At 59.9% G+C, this 22,552-nt stretch carries 21 protein-coding genes and 1 pseudogene; 12 read left to right on the forward strand and 10 right to left on the reverse strand.

Going from position 1 to position 22,552, the window contains the following annotated elements:
- Positions 1 to 28: 28 nt before the first annotated feature.
- From ETW24_RS24955 to ETW24_RS19590, 8 genes and pseudogenes are all read left to right on the forward strand, one after another.
- Positions 29 to 259, forward strand: a pseudogene (locus ETW24_RS24955) (DDE-type integrase/transposase/recombinase); the annotation flags it as partial.
- A gap of 489 nt (positions 260 to 748) precedes the next feature.
- Positions 749 to 1,363 (forward strand): ribonuclease D, encoded by a 615-nt coding sequence (locus ETW24_RS19560; protein WP_129372590.1) that lies wholly within the window; start codon positions 749 to 751, stop codon positions 1,361 to 1,363.
- Positions 1,360 to 2,328 (forward strand): KpsF/GutQ family sugar-phosphate isomerase, encoded by a 969-nt coding sequence (locus ETW24_RS19565; protein ID WP_129372591.1) that lies wholly within the window; start codon positions 1,360 to 1,362, stop codon positions 2,326 to 2,328. Before ETW24_RS19560 ends, ETW24_RS19565 begins: the two co-directional genes overlap by 4 nt.
- Positions 2,329 to 2,351: 23 nt before the next feature.
- A complete protein-coding gene (lptC, locus tag ETW24_RS19570) occupies positions 2,352 to 2,951 on the forward strand; it encodes an LPS export ABC transporter periplasmic protein LptC (RefSeq protein ID WP_129372592.1) in 600 nt (199 codons plus the stop codon).
- Positions 2,952 to 2,954: 3 nt separating this feature from the next.
- Positions 2,955 to 3,467, forward strand: a complete 513-nt coding sequence (gene lptA, locus ETW24_RS19575) for a lipopolysaccharide transport periplasmic protein LptA (RefSeq protein ID WP_129372593.1) — start codon at positions 2,955 to 2,957, stop codon at positions 3,465 to 3,467.
- The gene (gene lptB, locus ETW24_RS19580) at positions 3,467 to 4,225 is read left to right on the forward strand and encodes an LPS export ABC transporter ATP-binding protein (RefSeq protein ID WP_129372594.1); all 759 of its coding nucleotides are present in this window, start codon (positions 3,467 to 3,469) and stop codon (positions 4,223 to 4,225) included. Before lptA ends, lptB begins: the two co-directional genes overlap by 1 nt.
- A gap of 270 nt (positions 4,226 to 4,495) precedes the next feature.
- Positions 4,496 to 5,056, forward strand: a complete 561-nt coding sequence (hpf, locus tag ETW24_RS19585; RefSeq protein WP_129372595.1) for a ribosome hibernation-promoting factor, HPF/YfiA family — start codon at positions 4,496 to 4,498, stop codon at positions 5,054 to 5,056.
- 56 nt (positions 5,057 to 5,112) lie between these two features.
- A complete protein-coding gene (locus tag ETW24_RS19590; RefSeq protein WP_129372596.1) occupies positions 5,113 to 5,577 on the forward strand; it encodes a PTS sugar transporter subunit IIA in 465 nt (154 codons plus the stop codon).
- Positions 5,578 to 5,807: 230 nt separating this feature from the next.
- On the opposite strand, the gene ETW24_RS19595 is transcribed toward ETW24_RS19590, so the two are convergent.
- The 8 genes from ETW24_RS19595 to cysQ form a co-directional block, all read right to left on the reverse strand.
- Entirely contained in the window at positions 5,808 to 7,244 is a 1,437-nt protein-coding gene (locus ETW24_RS19595) for a sulfotransferase family 2 domain-containing protein (protein ID WP_129372597.1), read from the reverse strand.
- 6 nt (positions 7,245 to 7,250) lie between these two features.
- Positions 7,251 to 8,951 carry a DUF5927 domain-containing protein gene (locus tag ETW24_RS19600; protein ID WP_129372598.1) on the reverse strand — a complete coding sequence of 567 codons (1,701 nt, stop codon included), beginning with the start codon at positions 8,949 to 8,951 and terminating at the stop codon, positions 7,251 to 7,253.
- Complete coding sequence (locus ETW24_RS19605) at positions 8,948 to 9,934, reverse strand: glycosyltransferase family 2 protein (protein WP_129372989.1); 987 nt, start codon at positions 9,932 to 9,934, stop codon at positions 8,948 to 8,950. The genes ETW24_RS19600 and ETW24_RS19605 overlap by 4 nt, the downstream gene beginning before the upstream one ends.
- Positions 9,935 to 10,127: 193 nt before the next feature.
- Complete coding sequence (locus ETW24_RS19610; RefSeq protein ID WP_129372599.1) at positions 10,128 to 11,168, reverse strand: glycosyltransferase family 2 protein; 1,041 nt, start codon at positions 11,166 to 11,168, stop codon at positions 10,128 to 10,130.
- Positions 11,169 to 11,175: 7 nt separating this feature from the next.
- Complete coding sequence (gene galE / locus ETW24_RS19615; RefSeq protein WP_129372600.1) at positions 11,176 to 12,159, reverse strand: UDP-glucose 4-epimerase GalE; 984 nt, start codon at positions 12,157 to 12,159, stop codon at positions 11,176 to 11,178.
- A gap of 45 nt (positions 12,160 to 12,204) precedes the next feature.
- A complete protein-coding gene (gene galU / locus ETW24_RS19620) occupies positions 12,205 to 13,098 on the reverse strand; it encodes a UTP--glucose-1-phosphate uridylyltransferase GalU (protein ID WP_024092080.1) in 894 nt (297 codons plus the stop codon).
- A gap of 177 nt (positions 13,099 to 13,275) precedes the next feature.
- Complete coding sequence (locus tag ETW24_RS19625) at positions 13,276 to 14,076, reverse strand: 3-deoxy-manno-octulosonate cytidylyltransferase (protein ID WP_129372601.1); 801 nt, start codon at positions 14,074 to 14,076, stop codon at positions 13,276 to 13,278.
- Complete coding sequence (gene cysQ / locus ETW24_RS19630; protein ID WP_129372602.1) at positions 14,076 to 14,873, reverse strand: 3'(2'),5'-bisphosphate nucleotidase CysQ; 798 nt, start codon at positions 14,871 to 14,873, stop codon at positions 14,076 to 14,078. The genes ETW24_RS19625 and cysQ overlap by 1 nt, the downstream gene beginning before the upstream one ends.
- A gap of 112 nt (positions 14,874 to 14,985) precedes the next feature.
- Here cysQ and ETW24_RS19635 point away from each other — a divergent pair, with 112 nt between their 5' ends.
- Positions 14,986 to 15,807 (forward strand): ABC transporter permease, encoded by an 822-nt coding sequence (locus ETW24_RS19635; protein ID WP_129372603.1) that lies wholly within the window; start codon positions 14,986 to 14,988, stop codon positions 15,805 to 15,807.
- 75 nt (positions 15,808 to 15,882) lie between these two features.
- Here the strand turns inward: ETW24_RS19635 and ETW24_RS19640 are convergent, their stop codons facing one another.
- A complete protein-coding gene (locus ETW24_RS19640; protein ID WP_129372604.1) occupies positions 15,883 to 16,485 on the reverse strand; it encodes an alpha-ketoglutarate-dependent dioxygenase AlkB family protein in 603 nt (200 codons plus the stop codon).
- A gap of 214 nt (positions 16,486 to 16,699) precedes the next feature.
- Here ETW24_RS19640 and dnaK point away from each other — a divergent pair, with 214 nt between their 5' ends.
- The 3 genes from dnaK to radC all read left to right on the forward strand — a co-directional run bounded on the left by dnaK (position 16,700) and on the right by radC (position 20,888).
- Positions 16,700 to 18,622, forward strand: a complete 1,923-nt coding sequence (gene dnaK / locus ETW24_RS19645) for a molecular chaperone DnaK (protein WP_129372605.1) — start codon at positions 16,700 to 16,702, stop codon at positions 18,620 to 18,622.
- A 78-nt stretch (positions 18,623 to 18,700) separates the two neighbouring features.
- Entirely contained in the window at positions 18,701 to 19,861 is a 1,161-nt protein-coding gene (gene dnaJ / locus ETW24_RS19650; RefSeq protein WP_027257040.1) for a molecular chaperone DnaJ, read from the forward strand.
- Positions 19,862 to 20,123: 262 nt separating this feature from the next.
- The gene (gene radC, locus ETW24_RS19655; protein WP_129372606.1) at positions 20,124 to 20,888 is read left to right on the forward strand and encodes a RadC family protein; all 765 of its coding nucleotides are present in this window, start codon (positions 20,124 to 20,126) and stop codon (positions 20,886 to 20,888) included.
- A gap of 101 nt (positions 20,889 to 20,989) precedes the next feature.
- Here the strand turns inward: radC and ETW24_RS19660 are convergent, their stop codons facing one another.
- A complete protein-coding gene (locus ETW24_RS19660; protein ID WP_129372607.1) occupies positions 20,990 to 22,543 on the reverse strand; it encodes a phosphate ABC transporter substrate-binding/OmpA family protein in 1,554 nt (517 codons plus the stop codon).
- Positions 22,544 to 22,552 lie beyond the last annotated feature (9 nt).

Below are 22,552 nucleotides of genomic sequence, written 5' to 3' on the forward strand. Positions count from 1 at the left end.
GCGGAACAACAAACTGTCCGATGCCGGCGGAGGCCTTTACCCGGCCGCGGCAATGGGATGGCACAGCCGCAAATTACTGATCTGGCGGTTATCCGGCACGATGAACGCCGGGTTCTGCATCGAGGCCTTGAAGGAAGCACTGGCCCGGCGCTGCCCGCCCGGGATATTCAACTCTGATCAGGGTTACTGGTTCCCCAACTCAGATTTCACCAGCGTGCTGCGGGCCGCTAAGGTGAAGATCCAGGTGGATGGGCGCGGCCTAGGATACGCCGCCTCAGAACCTGAATGCTGCCGCCTGACGTGAAACTAATGTTTTAGCTTTGCCAGGCGGAAATCTGGCCCAAAAACAAGAGCTACCACTGATAATGTCATTGTAACCAAAGGCGGCAAGGATACCGCTAAAGGCGCCGACGGTAACAGGGAGCGAATTGATCTTTTCCGGCCCCTTCGTTGAGTTCGATCTGTAAAGCCCGTGTGGCGGCAACCCGAACCGGCGACGCCGTGGTCATCCAGACCGGTGGCGGAAATTCCATTCTGCCAATCGATGTGCAGTACAGCGACCTGCACAATGGAAGCTTCCTTTTCTGACCCTCGCGCGCCATCTGCGGCGGCTGGCTGCCTTGTCTCGGCATTTGCGGTCCAGTCAGCCTCCGCTCCCGAATGACAGCGACCGTTGAGTTTGCACGGCAAACCACCTATTTCCCCAGTACGGCACCCTTCGGGGCGATTTGAACACAGGGGAACACCAGTGGCCAACCACCTTTACAAGAACGACCTGCCCGACGGGCTGGATCTCGGTTCCGTCGTCGCAATTGACTGCGAGACAATGGGGTTGAACCCGCATCGTGACCGGCTTTGCGTGATTCAGATGTCCGGCGGCGACGGCAATGCCCATATCGTGCAGGTCGAAAAGGGCCAGACCGAAGCGCCCAACCTGTGCCGGATGCTGGAAGATGCAAATGTGCTGAAACTGTTCCACTTCGGCCGCTTCGATATTGCCGCCATGCACCACGCATTCGGCGCTCTCGCGGCCCCTGTCTATTGCACCAAGATCGCCAGCCGACTGGTCCGCACATACACTGACCGGCACGGGTTGAAGAACCTGACCCAGGAACTCTTGGCCATCGACATATCAAAACAGCAGCAGATGAGCGACTGGGGCGCAGAGGAACTGACCGAAGCACAGCTTGAGTATGCCGCCTCCGACGTGCTCCACCTGCACAAGCTGCGCAAGGCGCTGGACAAGCGCCTGGCCCGCGAGGGCCGCACCGGAATGGCGCAGGCCTGCTTTGACTTCCTCCCCATGCGTGCCAAGCTGGATCTGGCCGGCTGGCCCGAAATCGACATCTTTGCGCACTCATGACTGATACAGAAAAACTCCTCGTCACCGCACGGCAGGTGATCACCGATGAAGCCAGGGCGCTGGACACCCTCGCCGAAAGCCTGGACGAACGCTTTGCCGAAGCGGTGCAGCTGATCCTGCAGGCCAAGGGCCGCATCATCATCAGCGGCATCGGTAAATCCGGCCATATCGGCCACAAGATCGCCGCCACCCTGGCCTCGACCGGCACGCCGGCCTATTTCGTGCACCCCGCCGAGGCCAGCCATGGTGATCTGGGAATGCTCTCTGAAGGCGATGTGGTGCTGGCGATCTCCAACTCAGGCGAGGCGCCGGAGCTGGCCAATCTGCTGGTTTTCACCCGCCGTTTCGGCATCCCCCTCATTGGGCTGTCGAGCAAGATGGACAGCGCCCTGATGAAGCAAGCGGATGTGCACCTGCAAATCCCCTCGCTGGGCGAGGCCTGCGGATTTGGCATGGTGCCTTCAATTTCCACCACGCTGACACTGGCAATGGGCGATGCGCTGGCGATAGCACTGATGAAATACCGGGATTTCCGCCCGGAGAACTTCCGCGACTTCCACCCTGGCGGCAAACTGGGGGCGCAGCTCAGCAAGGTGCGCGACCTGATGCACGCTGGCGATGCCCTGCCGCTTGTCACTGAGAACACGCCGATGTCAGATGCGCTGATCGAAATCAGCCAGAAGGGATTTGGAGTGGCAGGTGTGGTTGCCGCAGACGGATCCTTGACCGGCATCATAACAGACGGCGATTTGCGCCGCCACATGGACGGCCTGCTGGACAAATCTTCCGCCGAAGTCATGACCGCAAGCCCCGCCTCAATCGCCCCCGGCGCAATGGCCCACGAGGCTGTCGCCGTGATGAACCAGCGCAAAATCACTTGCCTGTTCGTGGTTGATCCGGACAACGGCGGCAAGGCCGAGGGCTTGTTGCACATCCACGATTGCCTGCGCGCAGGCCTGGGCTGACGCAAGCCCGGAGGAGAAAAAGCATGGACAGCTACTCCAGAGCCGTTGCCTATCTTAAGGTACTGCTGCCGCTGGCCGCATTGGTTCTGATGTCCACAATGTTCCTGATCTCCCGCGGGGTGAACACCGACGCGGTGATCCCCTTTGCTCAAAAGGAAATCGAAGACCGGATGAAAGGCCAGCAAGTCACTGCTCCTTTCTTCTCCGGCACCACCGCACAGGGCGATGAAATTATGGTCACTGCTGCGCTCGCCCGCCCCGGCGGTGACGGCACACCCGCAGTTGCCAGCGATCTTTCCGCTGAATTCGATCTGGCTGAGGGCGGCAGGATCACGCTTAAATCGGAAAGCGGTGCGATCCACCCTGGCCGGGACATGGCGCGCTTTTCCGGTAAGGTGATTATCACCTCCGCAGACGGGCTGATTGTCGAGACCGAAGAACTGAACACAGCGCTTAGCGGGCTTGAAGCCGACAGCCCTGGCGCAGTCCGTGCGACTGGCCCGATCGGCGAGCTGACCGCCGGTAATATGCGGATCGGAGTGAAAACCGAGGGCGGACCGGTCCATATGCTGTTCAAAAACGGGGTGAAGCTGCTATATGAACCCCAGAAACCGGAAAGATAACCTGTGTCCTATTTGCGCGCATTGATTTTTTGCCTGCCGCTCGCGGTATTTCCCAGCCTAGTGGCGGCGCAGACGGCCTCCGTTGCCTTTGGCGCGGTCAAGTCCGACCCCAGCCAACCGGTTGAAGTCACCGCCGACAACCTTGCGGTCAACCAGGCAAACGGCTCGGCAGAGTTTACCGGCAATGTGCTCATTATTCAGGGCATCATGCGGCTGTCTGCAGACAAGGTTCTGGTGATCTACAAAACCGCAGACGAAACAGACGCCCAAGCGGGCATTGAACGGCTGGAAGCCACCGGCAATGTGGTACTGGTCAGCGGTCCGGACGCCGCCGAGGCACAGCGCGCCGAATACACCATTGACCAAGGCACTATCGTGATGACCGGCAATGTGCTCCTGAACCAGAAAAGCGGTACCCTGGCTTCCAACCGGCTTGAGGTGAACCTGACTTCCGGCACTGCCAAAATGGCCGGCCGGGTAAAGACTATCCTGAACCCGAATGGCGGCAGCAACTGATGGCGAAACCTGGTCTGACCGTCACCGAAGGCTCTTCCGGGCTGCGTATTGAAAAACTGCGCAAATCCTACCGCAAACGGGTAGTGATCCGCGACGTGTCAATGTCGCTGAACCGCGGCGAGGTGGTGGCCCTGCTGGGTCCCAACGGGTCTGGCAAAACCACCAGTTTCTACGCCATTGCAGGTCTGGTTTTCCCCGAAGCGGGCACCGTCAGCATCGACGGCCAGAACGTGACCGGCCTGCCGATGTACCGGCGCGCTCGCCTTGGCATCGGCTATCTGCCACAGGAAATGTCGATCTTCCGCGGCCTGTCGGTGGAGGACAACATCTCTGCCGTTCTGGATATCTCTCAAAAACACGAACACAAACGCCGCGAGCGGCTGGAAGAACTGCTGTCGGATTTCTCGATCGAACACCTGCGCCGCGCACCCGCGTTGGCGCTGTCAGGCGGTGAACGGCGCCGGGTTGAGATTGCCCGCTGCCTTGCCGCAGATCCGAAATACCTGCTGCTTGACGAACCCTTTGCCGGCGTTGACCCGATCTCGGTCGGCGATATCCGCCACCTGGTTTCCGACCTCAAGAAACGCGGTATCGGCGTGCTGATCACCGACCACAACGTGCGCGAGACCCTGGAGATCGTGGACCGGGCCTATATCCTGCATGACGGCCAGGTGCTGATGTCCGGCAGCCCCGAAGAAGTGGTTGAAAACGAAAACGTCCGCCGGGTTTACCTCGGCGACAACTTCCGCATTTCCTGACTTCCGCAGTCAAAGCCGGACAACCGAAAATATGCCTGAAACCCGTGTTTCTTTTTCCGGGTTATCCATTGACTCTCCCGCTGTCTTGCCGTCGAATTGACCCATGGCATACGCGCAGACCGATGCAATCCGCTTAGCAGCCTTGGCGACAAGGCCCGGACGGATGCAACCGGATGCCTGGCCTGCCCCCCGGTTCCGGACCTGACGTGACAGCGCCAAGGATTGCCTTGGCGGCGGGTTTGGGCCGCAATAATTCGTAAAGGAGATCACATGCGTTACAAAATAAGCGGTAAACAGATCGACATCGGCGAAGCTCTGCAAACCCATGTGCAGAACGAGCTGGGTTCGGCCGTTCAGAAATATGCAGAACGGCCAACCGACGCGACAGTGGTCTTTTCCCGTTCGGCGCATGAATATGTGTGTGAAGCCACCGTCCATCTGTCGACCGGGCTGAGCGCTCAGGCCAAGGCGCACGAAACCGAAATCTACGCCGCATTCGACTCTTGCTGCGAAAAAATGGAAAAACAGCTGCGCCGTTACAAGCGCCGCCTGAAAGACCACCACAAGGATCGCAGCGAACCGGTTGAACATTTGGGCGCCAATTCGTATATCCTCGCCTCTGAGGAAGCGGAAACAACCGAACCGGACTCGCTGCAGCCGATCATCGTCGCCGAAATGGAGACTCGCATACCGTCCCTGTCTGTCGGGGAAGCGGTAATGCAGATGGAAATTGCAGGCGCACCGGTTCTGGTCTTCCGCAAAGAAGGCAAAGACGGGTTGAATGTGGTCTACCGCCGCGAAGACGGCAACATCGGCTGGATCGATCCGTAATCACATCTAAGGCATCGGCGCCCCTCCACAACGGGGCGCCGGAACGGAGCAGACATATGCAGATTTCCAGCATCCTCAAGCCAGAGGCCGTCCGGGTGATCGGTGCGGCCTCAAGCAAGAAGCGCTTGTTCCAGGAAATTGCAGACATTGCTCAATTTGCATACGGGCTGGACGCCCAGGCGACGGTCGAGGCTTTGCTGGACCGCGAAAGCCTAGGCCCTACCGGGGTTGGCCATGGCGTCGCCCTGCCGCATGCCAGGCTGGACACGGTCAGCGAAGTCCGCGGCATCTTCCTGATCCTGGAGAAGCCGTTGGACTTCGGAGCGGTGGACCGCCAGCCAGTGGATATTGCCTTTGCCCTGTTTGCTCCGGAAGATGCCGGCGTCGAGCATTTGAAAGCACTGGCGCTGGTGTCACGCACCCTGCGCGAACAAAGCTTCTGCACAAAACTGCGCGCCAACCACGACCCGGCAACGCTTTATACCATCCTGACAGAAGATCAGTCCGTCCAAGCGGCCTGATCTCCGGGCTGCGTCTGCCCGTATCTGAATTTCCCGGTTTTTCTGCGCACTTGCTTGCGGCCAGGAATTGCTATTGCGCCGCTTCTTTCCCGCAAGCTCTCTCGTCCGTCATCAGCCGCCATCCGGCGGAGCTTTTTCAGTCCGGCAAGGCCCAAGACCGCCCCGGAGGTTTACCTCAGCTAAATCTGCGGCGGACACGGTAACATCGCGCCTGCATTCATGCTGCCGGATCAGCCTGCACGCCAGGGACCAAAGCCAAACGCCAGATAGTCGCGCTGGTAAACGGAGGCGATCAGCGCCTCCAGATCCGCGTCGTAAATATCATCCAATGCAAAGGGCACCTGCGGCGCAGCGGCCGGCACCGGTCCCGGCTCCATCCGACCCTGCCTGCGAGCCAGTGCAGGCAGATCCTCACTCATCTCCGTCTCGCGGATCAGAAGGTCCGGCGGCCCGAGTTCAGCAAACCCGGCCAGCACCTGGCTTTGGCTGACCCATTCCGCGTCCGCCCGGATCGACGTCTGCCCGGACAGATTGGCCCGGACAAAATTCAGAAAACCGGCGAAAGCGTCCCGGTGCTGCGCTCGGGTATACCCGTCGTCCGGCCCTTCCTCCGGCAAAACCAGCCCGAACTGCCGCCGCAACGTATTGCGGATGGCCCGGAAGCTGCCCTCGCCGGCATTCAGGATCCGGTGGCAGAACACCGCATGGGCCCGCGCCGCAGGGTGGCGCAGCACGGTAAAGCTGCGGAACCCCTTATTGCCGCGTTTCCACTGGCGCAGCTGTTTCTGGTTCATGCCCTGGATCAACCCGTCTGGCGCCACCTGATCCAGCCCGGCCATCCATTGCACGACTTCGCGCTCCGGTCCGCCCTTGAGCGGCAAATATAACAGCGGCGTCACCACCCCCGCCACATACCCAGGCACCGCCGGGCCGCGGCGCGGCTCGAAATTCGGGGTGCGGGTCAAGTTGAAGCGGTCCATGCCCGACAGTGCCTCTTGCATTACGTCAGGGTTTGCCACCTTAGCCAGAACCGGCGCCGGGTTCTGCCGCTTGAGGCTCTCATCCAGCGCCTCAAGCCGCTGGGACACTCCCAGCCAGCGTGCCAGCCCGTTCATCACCTCAACGCTTTGCAGATCCTCATAGGCCACATAGAACGCCGTCTGACCCAGCGACTGCAGCCGGTTCAGCAGCGTGACCTGGAAATCTTGCAACGCTTCTACATGGGCGGAAAATTCCGCTGCATCAAACCGCGCTTTGGCGTCCTTGCGGCGCTTTACATCGGTCAGCTTCCACTGCCCGGTTGCCTTGGCAATCTTCCAGGACACATAACTGTCCAGCGGGTTGCGGGTCAGGATGATCTTGGCACAGCGCGGATCCTCCAGCATCAGGTCCAGCACCCGCGGATCATGGTCATGGAAATAGCGGCAACCGCCCAGCGCGCTTGGGTCAGCCTTGATCTGCTGGATCAGCCGGGCTGGATCCGCCTCCCGCATAGCCTGAGTCACCCCCAGAATATCGCTCTTGTTCGGATAGCCGATGAAATGCGGATTGAAGGCTTCGCCGTGGCAGGCAAGCCCGTCAAAAGCATTCAGATTGGTCTCCAGAAAATTGGAGCCCGTCCGCATTTCAGCAAAGACAACAAAATAGTCGAAGGAGGAATCAGACATCAGAATTTATCGTACCAGATAGGGTTTGCGTTGCGGCTTGGAGAGGCTGACAGGGCTTTGCTCAACCGGGAAATCCCCCATCAAGTAGGGGTGCATGCCCTGGTTTTTCAGGTTCTGCAAAAACTGTCCAAAGCCCTCAAGGTCCGTCATCTTGGGAGCCTCGCTCAGATGACGCGCCGCAAGAGGACCGATTTCGTCAATGATCGTCTGCAATGGTTCCATTGGCGCCTCTACGAACTCCGCCATGCTCCAGATCCGGACCCGTGCCTTGGTCCATTGCGAGCGCAGGATCTGCAATTGCTCAGCCTCGGTCTGCTGCAGCTTTGCCGCTTCCTGCCGGAGTTCTGTGAAGTTGCGGTTGGATTTGAACAGCGGCACTGCCCAGGCACCGCTGATGACAGAAATTTGCACATTTGCATCCCGTGCCAGCAGCCAGTTCACTGCCTGGTTGTCCCCTGGCCCGAACTGAAAGCACTGCCGTTCGCCGCGGGTGTTCCAAATCAGGCTGGTGAGAAAGCTCTCTGGATTGTAGTCACGGACCCTGGCATGGCCGTTGAGGCACCCATTGACCAATCTCTGCCCTTCGGAAAACGCCGCCCCATCCGGTGCAAATATATGCCCATGAACACGCGCCCCGGTGGTTCGAGCCAGCCAGGTTTCAAAATCGTCGAACAGTTCGGTAAAGCCCTGAAACACTGAATAGGGGCTGGAAGTGATGCCATTCTCCGAGCCTTGGCCGGGAAACCGGCTTTGCATGTATAAACCGGGTCTGCCGCGGGTGCGCCGCTCTACCGCCTTGGCAAAAATCCGGTCGATTTTACCCGGGTTCGGCTCGGTCCGCTTCATCGCGCCGGCAGGGTCGGTCAGGAACGCCTGATACAGACGTTCTGCATGTGGCCAGATCTTGCGGGCAACAAAGCAGTCTGACCGGCGCAGAAGCTGCAAATGATCGTCGTAGAAGATATGCGGCTTACCCTGGAAATCGAATTTCGACAGCGTCAGCGAGCGGCTTTCGATATTGCTGGAATACTGCCGCACCAAAGTCTGGAAATAGCTCTCATCCGGAATCCAGACCTTGCGGAAATAGGCATCATAAACCGGACGTTCAGGATCCTCCAGGATCGCCGACAGTGTCTGCCGGGTCAGGCACCACCACTGGCTCCCCATATGCGGCACCAGCCCGGGGGGAATCCGGCGCCTGATGCGCAACTTGCGCTGCAAATCCACGTAGCGGTCGAACAGATAGCGGTGTTTCTTCCAGGAAAACGGGAACCGCAGGGTGAACCGCTCGTGGCTGAGCCCGCCGACAATCCACGGCACATCCGCAGTGGTGGCGCTTTCGATGAAATCGGTGCGCGGGCGGGCAGCCAGGTAATCGATCAGCTCCTGCACAGGTCGGAGCGGCAGGCACGACCCGGAGGCCAGATAGACATGGCGCACTAACGGAAACTCCGCCAGCATCACCTCGGACGCCGATTGCGACGCCGCAACAATTCCCCAAGTGCCCCATTCGCACCGGTGGCGCGCGGAAAACCGAACCAGCGGATCATCCGCCAGCACATCTTTGAAACGGGTGAACGCCTGATGCCCGACGTTGCGGTCCACATGCAGCACCACCGGGCAACCGCTGGCGGTCCAGTGCCGCACCACCTGCGCAGCCCGATCCAGTGCGGTATGCACAAGCATGACGACCCCAACCGCGCTCATGCCCAGTTTCCTTTGGACATCATTCCCAAAATCTCAAGCTGGCGCCAGTTGATGTACTTCTCGCTCCATTTGCACCACAGCTCCGGCTGCTCCACCAGTTTGCCTGCATAGGCCTTATACTCGGTGGAGCCGGCATAATGCTGCCCGCGGACGAGCTCCTCCTGCGCCTTTACGGTAAAGATATCGAGGAATTTGGTATGCAGCAGCGCGCCGCTGGCCTTTTCACCGCCATCAGCCTCATAGACCTGGTTCAATCCCCGCGGCAGCAGCGCGTGGGTAGAGCTGGCATAGGCATAGCGGCGGTGCCATTTGACGAGAGGTATCTTGTTCAGCGCCGGCGCCCGTTGGGGCTGGTCTGCAAAAAACACCCGCGACCGCGGCCCGCCCTGAATCCACAAATTGCCGTATTCCGGGTTGCGTCTGATTGTATAGTTGCCGCTGTCAAACCAATGGGCAATCTCCAAAGGATTCTGCCCCGGCTGATACGGCACCTCGCTAATCCTGCCCTTGGGATAGACATCAATCAGCATAGCCGAAAAACTGCGGATCGCGGAATTGTCCAACCAGTCAGTCAAAGCGCGGATCGGACGGGTGTCGCAAAACGGGTAGATAAAAAACTCATCCGGATCGACCACCAGAACCCAATGCCCGTGCGCATATTTGCGTTTCAGGCCGTTCATCCAATCGATGCCGAAACCTGAACGCTTGTAGCTCGCCGTGGTGTGCCACAGCGAAACATCGTCCATACCGCGCAGATAGTCGGCACTGCCGTCGGTGGAACCATTGTCGACAAACAGGAAATGGTTGATCCCCATGCCGCGGTAATACTGCAAGAAATAGGGCAGCCGGATCTGCTCGTTGCGCATGGTGCAGACCAGCAGGATATCCCCCGGCCGGATAGCTTTGGTATTGTCCTGCACAGCGGTCAGCTCACTGGATTTGCGCACCGCACGGACCAGACGCCGCTTGCGCCGCAACCGCATCCGGTAAGAATCCCAAAGCCCCACGTTCACTCCAAACCAATATCCAGGGAGCGCGCTCACCCGTTCAGGCCTAACAGGACCTGCCTCAAGTTTCCGCGCAATATGTCACGGGAGTATTGTATTAACAACGAATTTAGAAACAGTTACGCATCCGCACGGCCTGGCTGCAACAGTTCAGTGGCCGTTCGGTAATTCACCAGTTGATCGGTGTCATCAACCCAAGCGCCGCCAGTTGTTCCGGATCTTGGTACCGAACCGATCCAGAATACCACAAATCCGGAGTTCCCGAGATCCCATCATAGTAGCCGTCAAACTGCAGCGGAGTGTGAAAGTGCTGCTGCCGCTGCTTTTCTGTTGCTGACTTGGAAACAATCTCGGGCAGGAACTTGGTATGCAGCAGTATCCCTGAGGGCTCCGTTCCTCCTGGCCCGTTATAGAGCGCGTTCATTTGCGGCGGCAGCAGCGAATGGGTTGAGTTCATATAGGCATAGCGGCGGTTCCAGCGGATCAGCGGCAGCTTGTTCAGCGTCGGGGACCGTTCCGGCTGCTCTTGGAAAAACACTCTCTCGCGGGCGCCGCCCTGTACCCAGAGGTTGCCCATCGGCTGCTGCCGAACGGCCCGGTACGGCCCCGCATCAAACCATTGCAGAATTTCACACGGATCCTGTTCCGGTGCATAGCTTTGCCCGCCCAGCGGTCCCTTGGGGTAGAGATCAAGCATCAGTGCGCCAAAGCCCTGACGCCCTTGCTGTTCCAGGTTTTGCGTCAGGTCGTCCAGCCCGTGTTCTTCCATACCGGAATAGACCAACAGCTCATCCGCATCGACTGTCAGGCACCAGCGGCCATGGCCGTAGCGGATCAGCAGCCAGCCCAGCCAGTCCAGGCCAAAGCGCGCTTCCCGGTAGCTGGCAGCAGTCTGCCACACAGAGACATCCGGCTGATCTGCCAGCAGTTCGGCGCTGCCGTCATCGCTGCCATTGTCGACAACCAGGAAATGCGCGGCACCCAGCCGCCGGTAAGATTCCAGGAAAAAAGGCAGACGGCTGATCTCGTTACGTAAAACGATAAAGACCAGAACCCCGTTTGCGGGGATCTGGTCTGTACGGTCAGCCATTTTGCGCATCTGGCGCCGGGCACGCAATGCCCGCCACAGCATCCGCCGCCGTTTCCACCGCATCCTGTAGGCCCCAGCAAGGCCCAGGGGCGGCATGTCAGCAGCAGCGGAGCGCATCATGTTATACTTAGGCCTCGTAATAACCTGTCTTATGCCACTCCCAGGCATCGGCGATCATCATCTCCAGGGTTGAGCGGCGCGGCTCCCAACCCAGATCGGTGACCGCCCGGGTCGAGCCCGACACCAGCTTGGTGCAGTCTCCCGCCCGGCGCTCACCCGTGTTGCACGGCACCTTTTGACCGGTCACCGCCTCGGCCTTGTCCATCACTTCGCGCACAGAAAAGCCAGAACCGGTGCCAAGGTTGAACACCTGGCTTCCCTTGCCTTCTTCCAGCCACTTCAGCCCCAGCACATGCGCATCCACCAGATCGCAGACATGCACATAATCGCGGATGCAGGTGCCGTCCGGGGTATCGTAATCGGTGCCGAAAATGGTCAGCGCATCGCGCTTGCCTGCAACAGCATCCAGCACCAGCGGCACCAGATGGGTTTCGGGACGGTGGAACTCGCCCACTTCAGCCTCTGGATCAGCACCCGCCACGTTAAAATAGCGGAAAATCACCGAACGCAACCCGTTCGAAGCTCCAAAATCTTTGAGGATATCCTCCACCGCACGCTTGGAGGCGCCATAGGCATTCAGTGGCAGCTGCGGCGTGTTCTCGTCCAGCACCACATTGTCATGCTCGCCATAGGTCGCACAGGTCGAGGAGAACACGAAGTCCAGACAGCCCGCAGCCACTGCGGCCTCAATCAGGTTCAGCGACCCGCCGGTGTTGTTCGCCCAGTAGCGGCCCGGCTCGCTCATCGCTTCGCCAACCTGGCTGAGCGCCGCAAAATGCATCACAGCAGCAGGTCGGTACTTGGCAAAGACCTCATCCAGCCGCGCCCGGTCATTCAAGTCGCCCTGCTCAAACGGGCCGAACTTCACCGCGTTCTGCCAGCCGGTCACCAGGTTGTCATAGGTTACCGGGGTGTAACCCGCCGCTTTCAGCGCCTTGCAAGCATGCGAACCAATATAGCCGGCACCGCCGGTCACCAGGATATGTGTCACTGTCTCTGCCCCATGCAGGGCCGCCCCGGGAGGCGGCCAGAGTCGTTATTGCGCGGCTTTGCCAACCTGCGCGATTTCGGAAATGTAGTTCATCAGATCATCCCGCAACTCTTCACGCGCCAGCGCAAAGGCCACTGTGGCCTGCAAAAAGCCTGCCTTGGAACCGCAATCAAACCGCTGGCCGCGGAACCGGTAGCCGTAAACCGGCACGTCCTGCGCTATGTCCTCGGCAATAGCATCGGTCAGCTGGATCTCGCCGCCCGCACCCGACTTCATCTTGTTGAGGTTTTTCAATACAGAAGGCGACAGGATATAGCGGCCGATCACAGCCAGGTTCGAAGGCGCCTCGCCTGCACTTGGCTTTTCTACCATCCCATTGGCCGCAACCACCTGGCCCATGTCGTCCTTCACGTCAAGCACACCGTAAGAGGACGTCTTTTCAGGCGGAACCTCCATCGCAGCCACCATATTGCCGCCGGTTTCCTCGTAAGCTTCGACCATCTGCTGCAAGCAGGGTTTTTCCGCCGCGATCACATCATCCGGCAGGATCACCGCAAAGGGTTCATTGGCGATCAGCCGGCGGGCGCACCAGACCGCATGGCCCAGGCCCAGCGCCTTGTGCTGGCGGATATAGGCGATGGCACCGGATTCCATATTGGTGCCTTGCAGCAAATCCAGCAGATCCTGTTTGCCCTTTTTACGCAGTTCCTGCTCCAGAACCGGTGAATGGTCAAAATAATCTTCCAGTGCACCTTTGCCGCGCGACGTGACAAAGATGAACTCCTTGATCCCGGCCGCGCGCGCCTCGTCAATGGCGTATTGCACCAGTGGCCGGTCGACCAGTGTCATGATTTCTTTCGGAACGGATTTGGTTGCGGGAAGGAAACGTGTTCCCATACCTGCAACGGGAAAAATTGCCTTAGTTACCTTCTTACGCATGGCGCTCTCTCAATACTAAAATTCCAGGCCGGATACCGCCCTCCCCGCAAGTGAGGAGAGATAAAGCTCCGCTAGACCTGGCTGTCCCCAACAATTCGCGATGCGGCTGCCAGCGGCCCCGGGCTGCATCCCATCAGTGTGCTTCTGCCTGTGTCAGTACCTTTCACCATTCTTCGCCTACTCGTGACCCATCTTCTTCATCATCGCCTCCAGCCGCGGCACATCTTCCGGGTTATTCAGCTCCCAAAACTCGCGCCCTCGGGCTTCGACTTCGACACACAGAACTTTGCGGCCGTTCTCCAGGAAGCGCAGCTGTTCCAGCCCTTCCAGTTTCTCCAGCGGCCCCGCCGTCCAGCCAGAATACGCCGCCAAGGCGTCCGGGCGGTAGGCATAGACGCCGACATGGTGAAAGACCGGCGTATTTTCGCCATCACCAAAGGTCTGCGCGCAGTACGGAACCACTTCTTTAGTGAAATAGAGCGCACTGCGGTCTTCGGCAAATACTGCGGTGGTGCCGCCAACCCGGCCGGCCTTGCGATCGGCCAGAAGACTGTTCAGCGTCTCGCCATTGCAGCGCAGCACCGGTGTAGCCAGCCCCATGCCGGGCGCTGCGCGCAGCCCCGCCACCAGATCTTCGACAAACCAGTGCGGCGTCAGCGGAGCGTCGCCCTGCAGGTTCACAACAATCTCATAACCGCTGCCCAGCGCTGCATGCGCCTCGGCGCAGCGTTCAGTGCCATTGCCGCAGGTCTCCGAAGTCATCACCACTTCGGCACCAAAGGCTTCGGCTGCCTGCCTGATGCGATCATCATCGGTCGCCACCACCACCCTGTCCACGCCTTGCACCGAACAGGCCGCCCGCCAGGAGCGTTCCACCAGCGTGCGGGCCTCACCGGTGGCACCGGTCAGCGGCACCAGCGGCTTGCCGGGGTAGCGGGTCGAGGCGTAGCGGGCGGGGATGACGATCAGGACAGACATCAGGCTTTCTTCAGCTCCACAGCCGGTGCATAGGCAATGAAGAACGGGTTCGCATAACCTTCCTTGCCGTAAACAAGCGGGGAGTGATCGTCAAAACGCACCACTTTGCCGCCGGCGCCGGCAAGCACCGCGTGACCGGCAGCTGTGTCCCATTCCATGGTGCGGCCCACACGCGGATACAGATCCGCCTCACCAGTGGCCACCAGGCAGAACTTCAGCGAAGAGCCGGCGCTTTTGCTATCCTTCACTTTGTACTTGCCGATGTAATCGTCGGTTGCCTGATCGCGGTGTGACTTCGACGCCACCACCATCAGCGCAGCATTATCACTGCCGGCGACCCGGATCGCTCGGGTTTCACCGATGGTGTGCGGATCAAACACACCGGTTTCCTCAACCGCGCTGCCATCCGCCAGGGTAAAGAACATCCGTTCTTTGGCCGGTGCATAGACCACGCCGCGGGTCGGCACGCCTTTTTCCACCAGCGCAATGTTCACAGTGAAATCACCGCGGCGGTGGATGAATTCCTTGGTGCCGTCCAGCGGGTCGACGATCAGAAAGGTATCGCCGCGCTCTTTGTGCGAGTCAGACTGTTCTTCGGTGACCAGCATCATATCCGGGAAGGCCGCCCGCAGCCCTGCCGAGATCAACGCATCCGCAGCTTCATCCGCAGCTGTTACCGGGCTTTCGTCGGATTTAACCTTCACGTTGAAATCGTCGGAATTGTAGATTTCCATGATCTTTGCGCCGGCCTCAATTGCCAGGCGGCGGATCACGGGCACCAGGTCTTCATACGTCACGCAGATCTCCCTAACATGGGTTTAATTGAAAATTTGCCTCTTGCCCCTTATGATGCGCAGATAGCGGAACGGCAAGCAGCCGCATCAAATTCGAGCAGAGAATACAGGCCTCATGTTTCAGCAGCGCACGCAGCAATCCTCGTTGTCCGGGCTCCTCACGCTTAGCGAGGTGGTATTCCATTCGGTCGTGCGCAGCGTCCGTTCCAAACACAATAATGCCTTTGCGGCACTTGCGCTGAACATCATGCAAGCCGTCCTCTTCGTCGGGGCGTTTTTTGCCATGTTCGCGCTGCTGGGCCTGCGCGGCTCAGCAATTCGCGGCGACTTTCTGCTTTATGTTATGTCCGGTGTGTTTCTGTTCATGGTTCACACCAAGACAGTCGGTGCCGTTGCCGGTGCTGAGGGGCCCAGCAGCCCGATGATGCAGCATGCGCCGATGAACACGATGGTGGCCATTCTATCTGCCGCAATCGGCGCGCTGTATATCCAAGTGCTGTCACTGTTCATCATCCTGTTTGTCTACCACGTCGCATTCACGCCCGTGCATATCGAAGAGCCAATACCCGCCTTTGGCATGATTTTGCTGGCCTGGACCACCGGCGCCGCCGTCGGGCTGGTGTTCCTGGTGCTGAAACCCTGGGCACCTGGGCTGGTGAGTATTCTGACGATGATCTACCAACGCGCTAATATGATCGCGTCGGGCAAGATGTTCCTAGCCAACACGCTGCCCAGTTTCATGCTTGCCATGTTCGACTGGAACCCCCTGTTTCACTGTATCGACCAGGCCCGCGGCTTTGTCTTTATCAACTACAACCCGCATTTCAGTTCCTGGCAGTATGCTGCTTGGGTAGCGCTGGTGCTGATCGTGATCGGCCTGATGGGCGAATTCTACACCCGGCGCCAGGTTTCCATCAGTTGGAGCGCACGGCGGTAACGGCAAAACCCGGACCAAGACTTTTCAAAAAGTCTTGGCAAAAGTTTTCCTTAAAACTTTTGCGCCCTGCCGGCGTCACGCAACCACTCTGAGCGTCAGATTGATCCGGCCGCCCTTGGGCAGCAGCCGCGAGGACTTGAACCGGATCCGGTCTACCCCGTGATATGTCAGCCGCGCATCACCGCCCATCACCACCGCATCGCCTGAGTTGAGCCAGACCGATTCCGTCTTGCCGCCACGGCTGAGGTTGCCAATCCGGAACAGCGCGTCATCGCCCAAGCTGATGGATACCACGGGGTAAGAGAAATCCGCCTCATCCTTGTCCTGATGCAGCCCCATCCGCGCACCCTCTCCATAGTAATTCAGCAAGCAGCATTCCGGTGCCCGCTCCTGCCCGGTCAATTGCCGCCAAATCTCCAATATTGCCTCCGGGATTTCAGGCCAATTCCGCCCTGAGGGGTGCTGCTCAGCATAGCGGTAGCCGGAGGCGTCAGAATACCAGCCGAATTGCCCCGCCGATGTCATCCGCACCGACATCTGCCCGCCCCCCGGCACCTTGGGTGAGAACAGCGGTGCCGCCTTCAGCACCGGCCGCAACGCGTCTATCAACGCTGCTTGCCTGGCCGGTTCAAGAAACCCCTTGTAGACATCAAGTCCGCGCACACGCAGCAAGGTCATTGCCGTTCATCCATCCTTAACCATGACCCTTGCAAAAAAGCGCATTGATTCACGCATCTCAGCGTGCCTGAGCGCTTGCAGGGGCGTTTTCTGCTCCCTATATACGCCGGGACGCGGCAAGGTGCAGACCAAACCGCAACTTCCATCGGGGCCAGGATGCCGCAACGGGTTCAGGCCTCGGGTAATCGCCTTGAGTAGTAAAAAGGGATCGCAAATGAGCAAAGTTATCGGCATTGACCTGGGTACCACCAACTCCTGCGTGGCCATCATGGATGGCTCCCAGCCCCGCGTGATTGAAAACGCCGAGGGCGCACGCACAACCCCGTCTATTGTTGCCTTCACCGACAACGAACGCCTGGTCGGCCAGCCGGCCAAACGCCAGGCCGTCACCAACCCCGACAACACCGTGTTTGGCGTTAAGCGCCTGATCGGCCGCCGGTTCGACGACGCCGCAGTCGCCAAAGACAAAAAGATGGTGCCGTTTTCCATCGTCAACGGCGGCAACGGCGACGCATGGGTCGAAGCCAAGGGTGAGAAATACTCCCCGTCGCAGATCTCTGCCTTTACCCTGGGTAAGATGAAAGAGACCGCGGAATCCTACTTGGGCGAGGAAGTCACCCAGGCAGTCATCACTGTCCCGGCCTATTTCAACGACGCACAGCGTCAGGCCACCAAAGACGCCGGTAAGATTGCTGGCCTCGAGGTGCTGCGCATCATCAACGAGCCGACCGCGGCTGCGCTGGCCTATGGCCTCGACAAGGAAGAAACCCAGACCATCGCGGTTTATGACCTCGGCGGCGGCACCTTCGACGTGACTATCCTGGAAATCGACGACGGCCTGTTCGAAGTGAAGTCGACCAACGGCGACACCTTCCTGGGCGGCGAAGACTTTGACATGCGTATCGTCAACTACCTGGCAGACCAGTTCAAAAAGGAAAACGGTGTCGATCTGTCCAAGGACAAAATGGCCCTTCAGCGCCTGAAAGAGGCCGCAGAGAAAGCCAAGATCGAACTCTCCTCCACCTCGCAGACCGAGATCAACCAGCCGTTCATCTCGATGGACCCGTCTTCGGGCCAGCCGCTGCACATGGTGATGAAACTGACCCGAGCCAAGCTGGAAAGCCTGGTCTCCGACCTGATCAAGCGTTCGATGGATCCCTGCAAGGCGGCCCTCAAGGACGCTGGCCTGTCCGCTTCCGACATTGACGAAGTGGTTCTGGTTGGCGGCATGACCCGCATGCCGCGCGTCATTGAAGAAGTCACCAAATTCTTCGGCAAAGAGCCGCACAAGGGTGTGAACCCGGATGAAGTGGTTGCCATGGGCGCCGCCATCCAGGCCGGCGTTCTTCAGGGCGACGTCAAGGACGTGGTACTGCTCGACGTGACCCCCCTGTCCCTGGGTATTGAAACCCTGGGCGGCGTCTTCACCCGTCTGATCGACCGTAACACCACCATCCCGACCAAGAAGTCCCAGGTGTTCTCGACCGCGGAAGACAACCAGAATGCCGTGACTATCCGCTGCTTCCAGGGTGAGCGTGAAATGGCCGCCGACAACAAGATGCTCGGCCAGTTCAACCTCGAGGAAATTCCGCCGGCGCCCCGCGGCCTGCCGCAGATCGAAGTGACCTTTGACATCGACGCCAACGGCATCGTGTCGGTTGGCGCCAAGGACAAGGCGACCGGCAAGGAACAGCAGATCACCATCCAGGCATCGGGCGGCCTCTCGGACGACGATATCGAAAAAATGGTTAAGGACGCCGAAGAGAACGCCGAAGCGGACAAGGAACGCCGCGAGCTGATCGAAGCCCGGAACCAGGCTGAAAGCCTGATTCACTCGACCGAAAAAGCCGTGGAAGAGCACACTGATAAGGTCGATCCGTCGACCGTCGAGGTGATCGAACTGGCCATCGCCGCGCTGAAGGATGATCTGGAGAACGAGAAATCGACTGCCGAGAAAATCAAAGCGGGCATTCAGAACGTCACCGAGTCCGCTATGAAGCTGGGTGAAGCGATCTACAAAGCACAGGCCGAAGCGGACAGCGAAGACGAGCCGGCCGCCGCGGATGAAACCGCAAGCCCTGCGGATGACGACATCGTTGACGCGGAATTCGAAGACCTGGACAACGACAAGCGCTAACGCCTGATACGCAGGCCATAGCGGGCCGGTCCGGACCCCGGACCGGCCCATTTTCGTTGAGGCAGATGGGGTTATCCGATGTCAAAACGCGACTATTACGACGTTCTGGGCGTGGCCAAGGGCGCCACCGCAGACGAAATCAAAAAGGGCTTTCGCAAGAAGGCCAAAGAACTGCACCCCGACCGGAATTCCGACAATCCGGACGCCGAATCGCAGTTCAAGGAAGCCAACGAGGCTTATGACGTCCTGAAGGACGCCGAAAAAAAGGCCGCCTATGACCGCTTTGGCCATGCTGCGTTTGAAAACGGCATGGGCGGCGGCCAGCGCGGCGGTCAGGGCCAGGGCTTTGGCGGCGGCGACTTCTCCTCCGCCTTTTCCGACGTCTTCGACGACCTGTTCGGCGATTTCATGGGCGGCCAGCGCGGTGGCGGCGGCGGACGGCAGCGGGCTTCCCGCGGTGCTGACCTGCGTTATAATCTGCGGGTCTCGCTGGAAGACGCTTTTGGCGGCTTGCACAAGACCATCAAGGTTCCGACCTCGGTCTCCTGTACCTCCTGCGAGGGAACAGGCGCCGAAGGCGGCGTGGAACCCACAACCTGCCCGACCTGTTCTGGCATGGGCAAGGTCCGCGCGCAGCAGGGCTTCTTCACCGTTGAACGCACCTGCCCGACCTGTTCGGGCCTGGGTCAGATCATCAAAAACCCGTGCAAATCCTGCCACGGCCACGGCCGGGTGGAAAAGGACCGCTCGCTGTCGGTGAACATCCCGGCGGGAGTTGAAACAGGCACCCGCATCCGCCTGGCAGGCGAAGGCGAAGCAGGCCTGCGCGGCGGCCCTCCCGGTGATCTCTACATCTTTGTCGAGGTTGCTCCGCACGCCCTGTTCGAGCGCGACGGCAACAACCTGTACTGCCGGGTGCCGGTCAGCATGGCCAAGGCAGCCCTTGGCGGTTCCATCGAGGTGCCGACCATCGACGGCGGCCGCGGCCGGGTCCAGATCCCCGAAGGCAGCCAGTCCGGCCGTCAGATGCGTCTGCGCAGCAAAGGTATGCCGGCCCTGCGCGGCGGTGCCACCGGCGACATGTTCATTGAACTGGCGGTGGAAACCCCGGTCAACCTCACTGCCCGCCAGAAAGAGCTTCTGCGCGAGTTCGAGGAAATGTCCGAGGACAACACCAACCCCGAGTCCCGCAGCTTCTTCTCTTCGGTGAAAAGCTTCTGGGACGGCATGAAGGGGTGAGGCCCGTCCTGGAAACGCTCCGGGGGAGCGTTTCAGGGCCGAACGGGCGGAGCCCCGGGCATTTACCTAAACCGGCTCAATCAAAAGCGCCCCCCACTCGGGGCGCTTTTCTTTTTGCCCCGTCCCTTCCTCTCTCACAGCCCATGCCGCACCGCGGCGGCGCATAGGGGGTGTACAGGGGGTGCACGCCTGTCATCCCCCGGCTGCCGCAACACGGCCCGCATTAACACTTCCTCAACCAAGATGGCACCACCATGGCGCCATGGCCAAGGATCCCGCATTCGAGGAAGTTTCGCTGCCGCTGTTTCCCGGCGGCGACGAAATCCCTGCGGCCCCCCTGCCCCAAGGCCGCCTGCCCTCCTACATCAAGGACCACCGCGCCCGCCTGCGCGAGCGTTTCCTGCAGGGCGGTGCCGCCGCAATGCCGGACTACGAACTTCTGGAACTGGTCCTGTTCCGCTCCATTCCGCGCCGCGACGTCAAGCCTCTGGCCCGGCTGCTTCTTGATAGTTTTGGAGATTTCAACCGGGTTGTAACGGCCTCTCCGGAACGGCTGGCCCAGATCAGGGGCATCGGCGATGCGGTGATCACCGACCTTAAGGTACTGGAGGCCGCAGCCCACCGCATGGCCCGCGCCCGCGTGATGCAGCGGCAGGTGATTTCCAGTTGGGACGCATTGCTGGACTACTGCCATACCACCATGGCGCACCGCGAAACTGAACAATTCCGTATCCTGTTCCTGGATCGCAAGAACGTGCTGATCGCCGACGAAGAACAGGCGCGAGGCACCGTCGACCATGTCCCGGTTTACCCCCGGGAAGTCGCCAAGCGGGCTCTTGAGATCAACGCTAGTGCTCTGATTTTAGTTCATAATCACCCGTCCGGCGACCCCACACCTTCGGACAGCGACCTCAGTATGACCAACCAGGTTCAGGCCGCGCTGACTGCCCTTGGCATCACCCTGCACGACCACCTGATCATCGGTAAATCCACCGAGTTAAGCTTTCGCGCCCGCGGGCTTCTCTAGCGCTGCCGCAGCGCGCGCCAGCGCGGTGCCCGGCCCAAGGATTTACAAGGCATCGCTGATGCCGTGTCAAATGCGCGGGAGCCCGCCCTCCGCCCCGGTACTCAGCGCACCCAAACCTCAACCCGGCGGTTGATCTGCCGCCCCCATTCGCTGTCGTCACAGGCCATCGGCAGGGCCTCGCCAAAGCCATGTGTGCTGATCTGCACCCGGGTTGCATCTGCCGTCTCTGCTGCTTTGATCACCGCATCCCGAACCGCGCCAGCCCGCTTCAGAGCAATCCGCCGATTGCCTTCAGATGGCCCGACCCCATCAGAAAACCCAGCAAAAACAATTTCTTTTCCGTCAAACTCTCCTGCCTCCAGCGCGCGGGCCAGCTGCTCGACGTTGCTGCGGGACTGCGCATCAGGGCGCGCTGATCCAGGTTCGAACCGGAACGAGATGGTCAACCGCCGCATCCCGCCCAGCAGGGTCACCAGCCGCTGAAGTTCCTCCAGTCCGGATTTTTCCTTTGAAGCCAGAATCGCATTTGCCAGGCGGCGGCCCTGGCGGCTGACCGGGATCCGTTCTGGCGCCTGATCGACAAATCCTGCCCGGCGAATGACTGCCTGCGCCGCAGGCCCCCGTACATAAGCCAGGAAATCCCGCGCAATCTTGGGCAGGCGGCGGGCCGGCAGGTAAAGGAACATGGGAACCGTCAGCGGATAGTCTTCAGTCTTTACTGCCCGGCGGCTGGCCTGCAGAGAGAACCCGCAAGGGCCGGTCAAAGTCAGCATCCGCGCCGCGCCTTTCTCGGCAAAGCTGGCGATGCCTATGGCAAAGGGATCGACGAGAACCCGGCGGGCAAGTGTGCTGCTGCGGTCATGGCGGCGGATTCGTGTTGTGAACCCAGCTCCAAAAGGCACCATCAGCCGATCCTCCACCGCCTGGGCGAGGCCGGAGCCGGAAACCGGCATATGCAGCGAAATCGGGGCATCAGGACCGCCAACCGTTTGCCAGTTAGTGATCTGACCGGAATATATTCCTGCCAGTTGAAGCAAGGAAATCTCGCGCACCGGGTTGCTGGGCGCCACAACCGGCACAAAGGCGTCCAACGCGAGAACACGGCTGCGGCCCGGGCCGGTCAGATCACCCAGTCCTGCGGCACGGGCGGCCTTTTGTTCAAGCGGCCGGATTTCCCGCAATGCCATCGCCACATCCGCCTCATCCGCGATAAGAGCCGCAAATCCTCCATCGGTATTACTGGCCAGGAAAGTGAAACGTGCGGCCGGCTTTTGCCCGCGCAGCAGGACATGACTGAAATTCCCGTCGGGCAATGCCTCCAAGTGAGTCTGATAGCCATTTCGCAGGGCGAAGCCTTCAATCAGCGCAGGCATCAGAACTTCTGACATGGCGGAAGAACCGGCCAAAGTGATTTCCGAAACAAATCCGGACAGACTGGGGCAGCCTGGCCCATCGCACGCAACGCCTGAACCATCGACGGTGAGTTCGCCGAACTGGGTCTGCACCCGATAAAACTCGCCGTCGAATCCCAGCAGCGTGCCAGTGATTTCAACTGCGCCATCCGGGGAAGACAGGGTGACGTCCTGAGCAGCAAGACCGCGCGCAAAGACTGCCAGAAAAAGTGCGGCGCAAATGGCCGCACGAAAGAAGGTCATATGGATACC

Source organism: Leisingera sp. NJS204, assembly GCF_004123675.1.
GTDB lineage: Bacteria > Pseudomonadota > Alphaproteobacteria > Rhodobacterales > Rhodobacteraceae > Leisingera.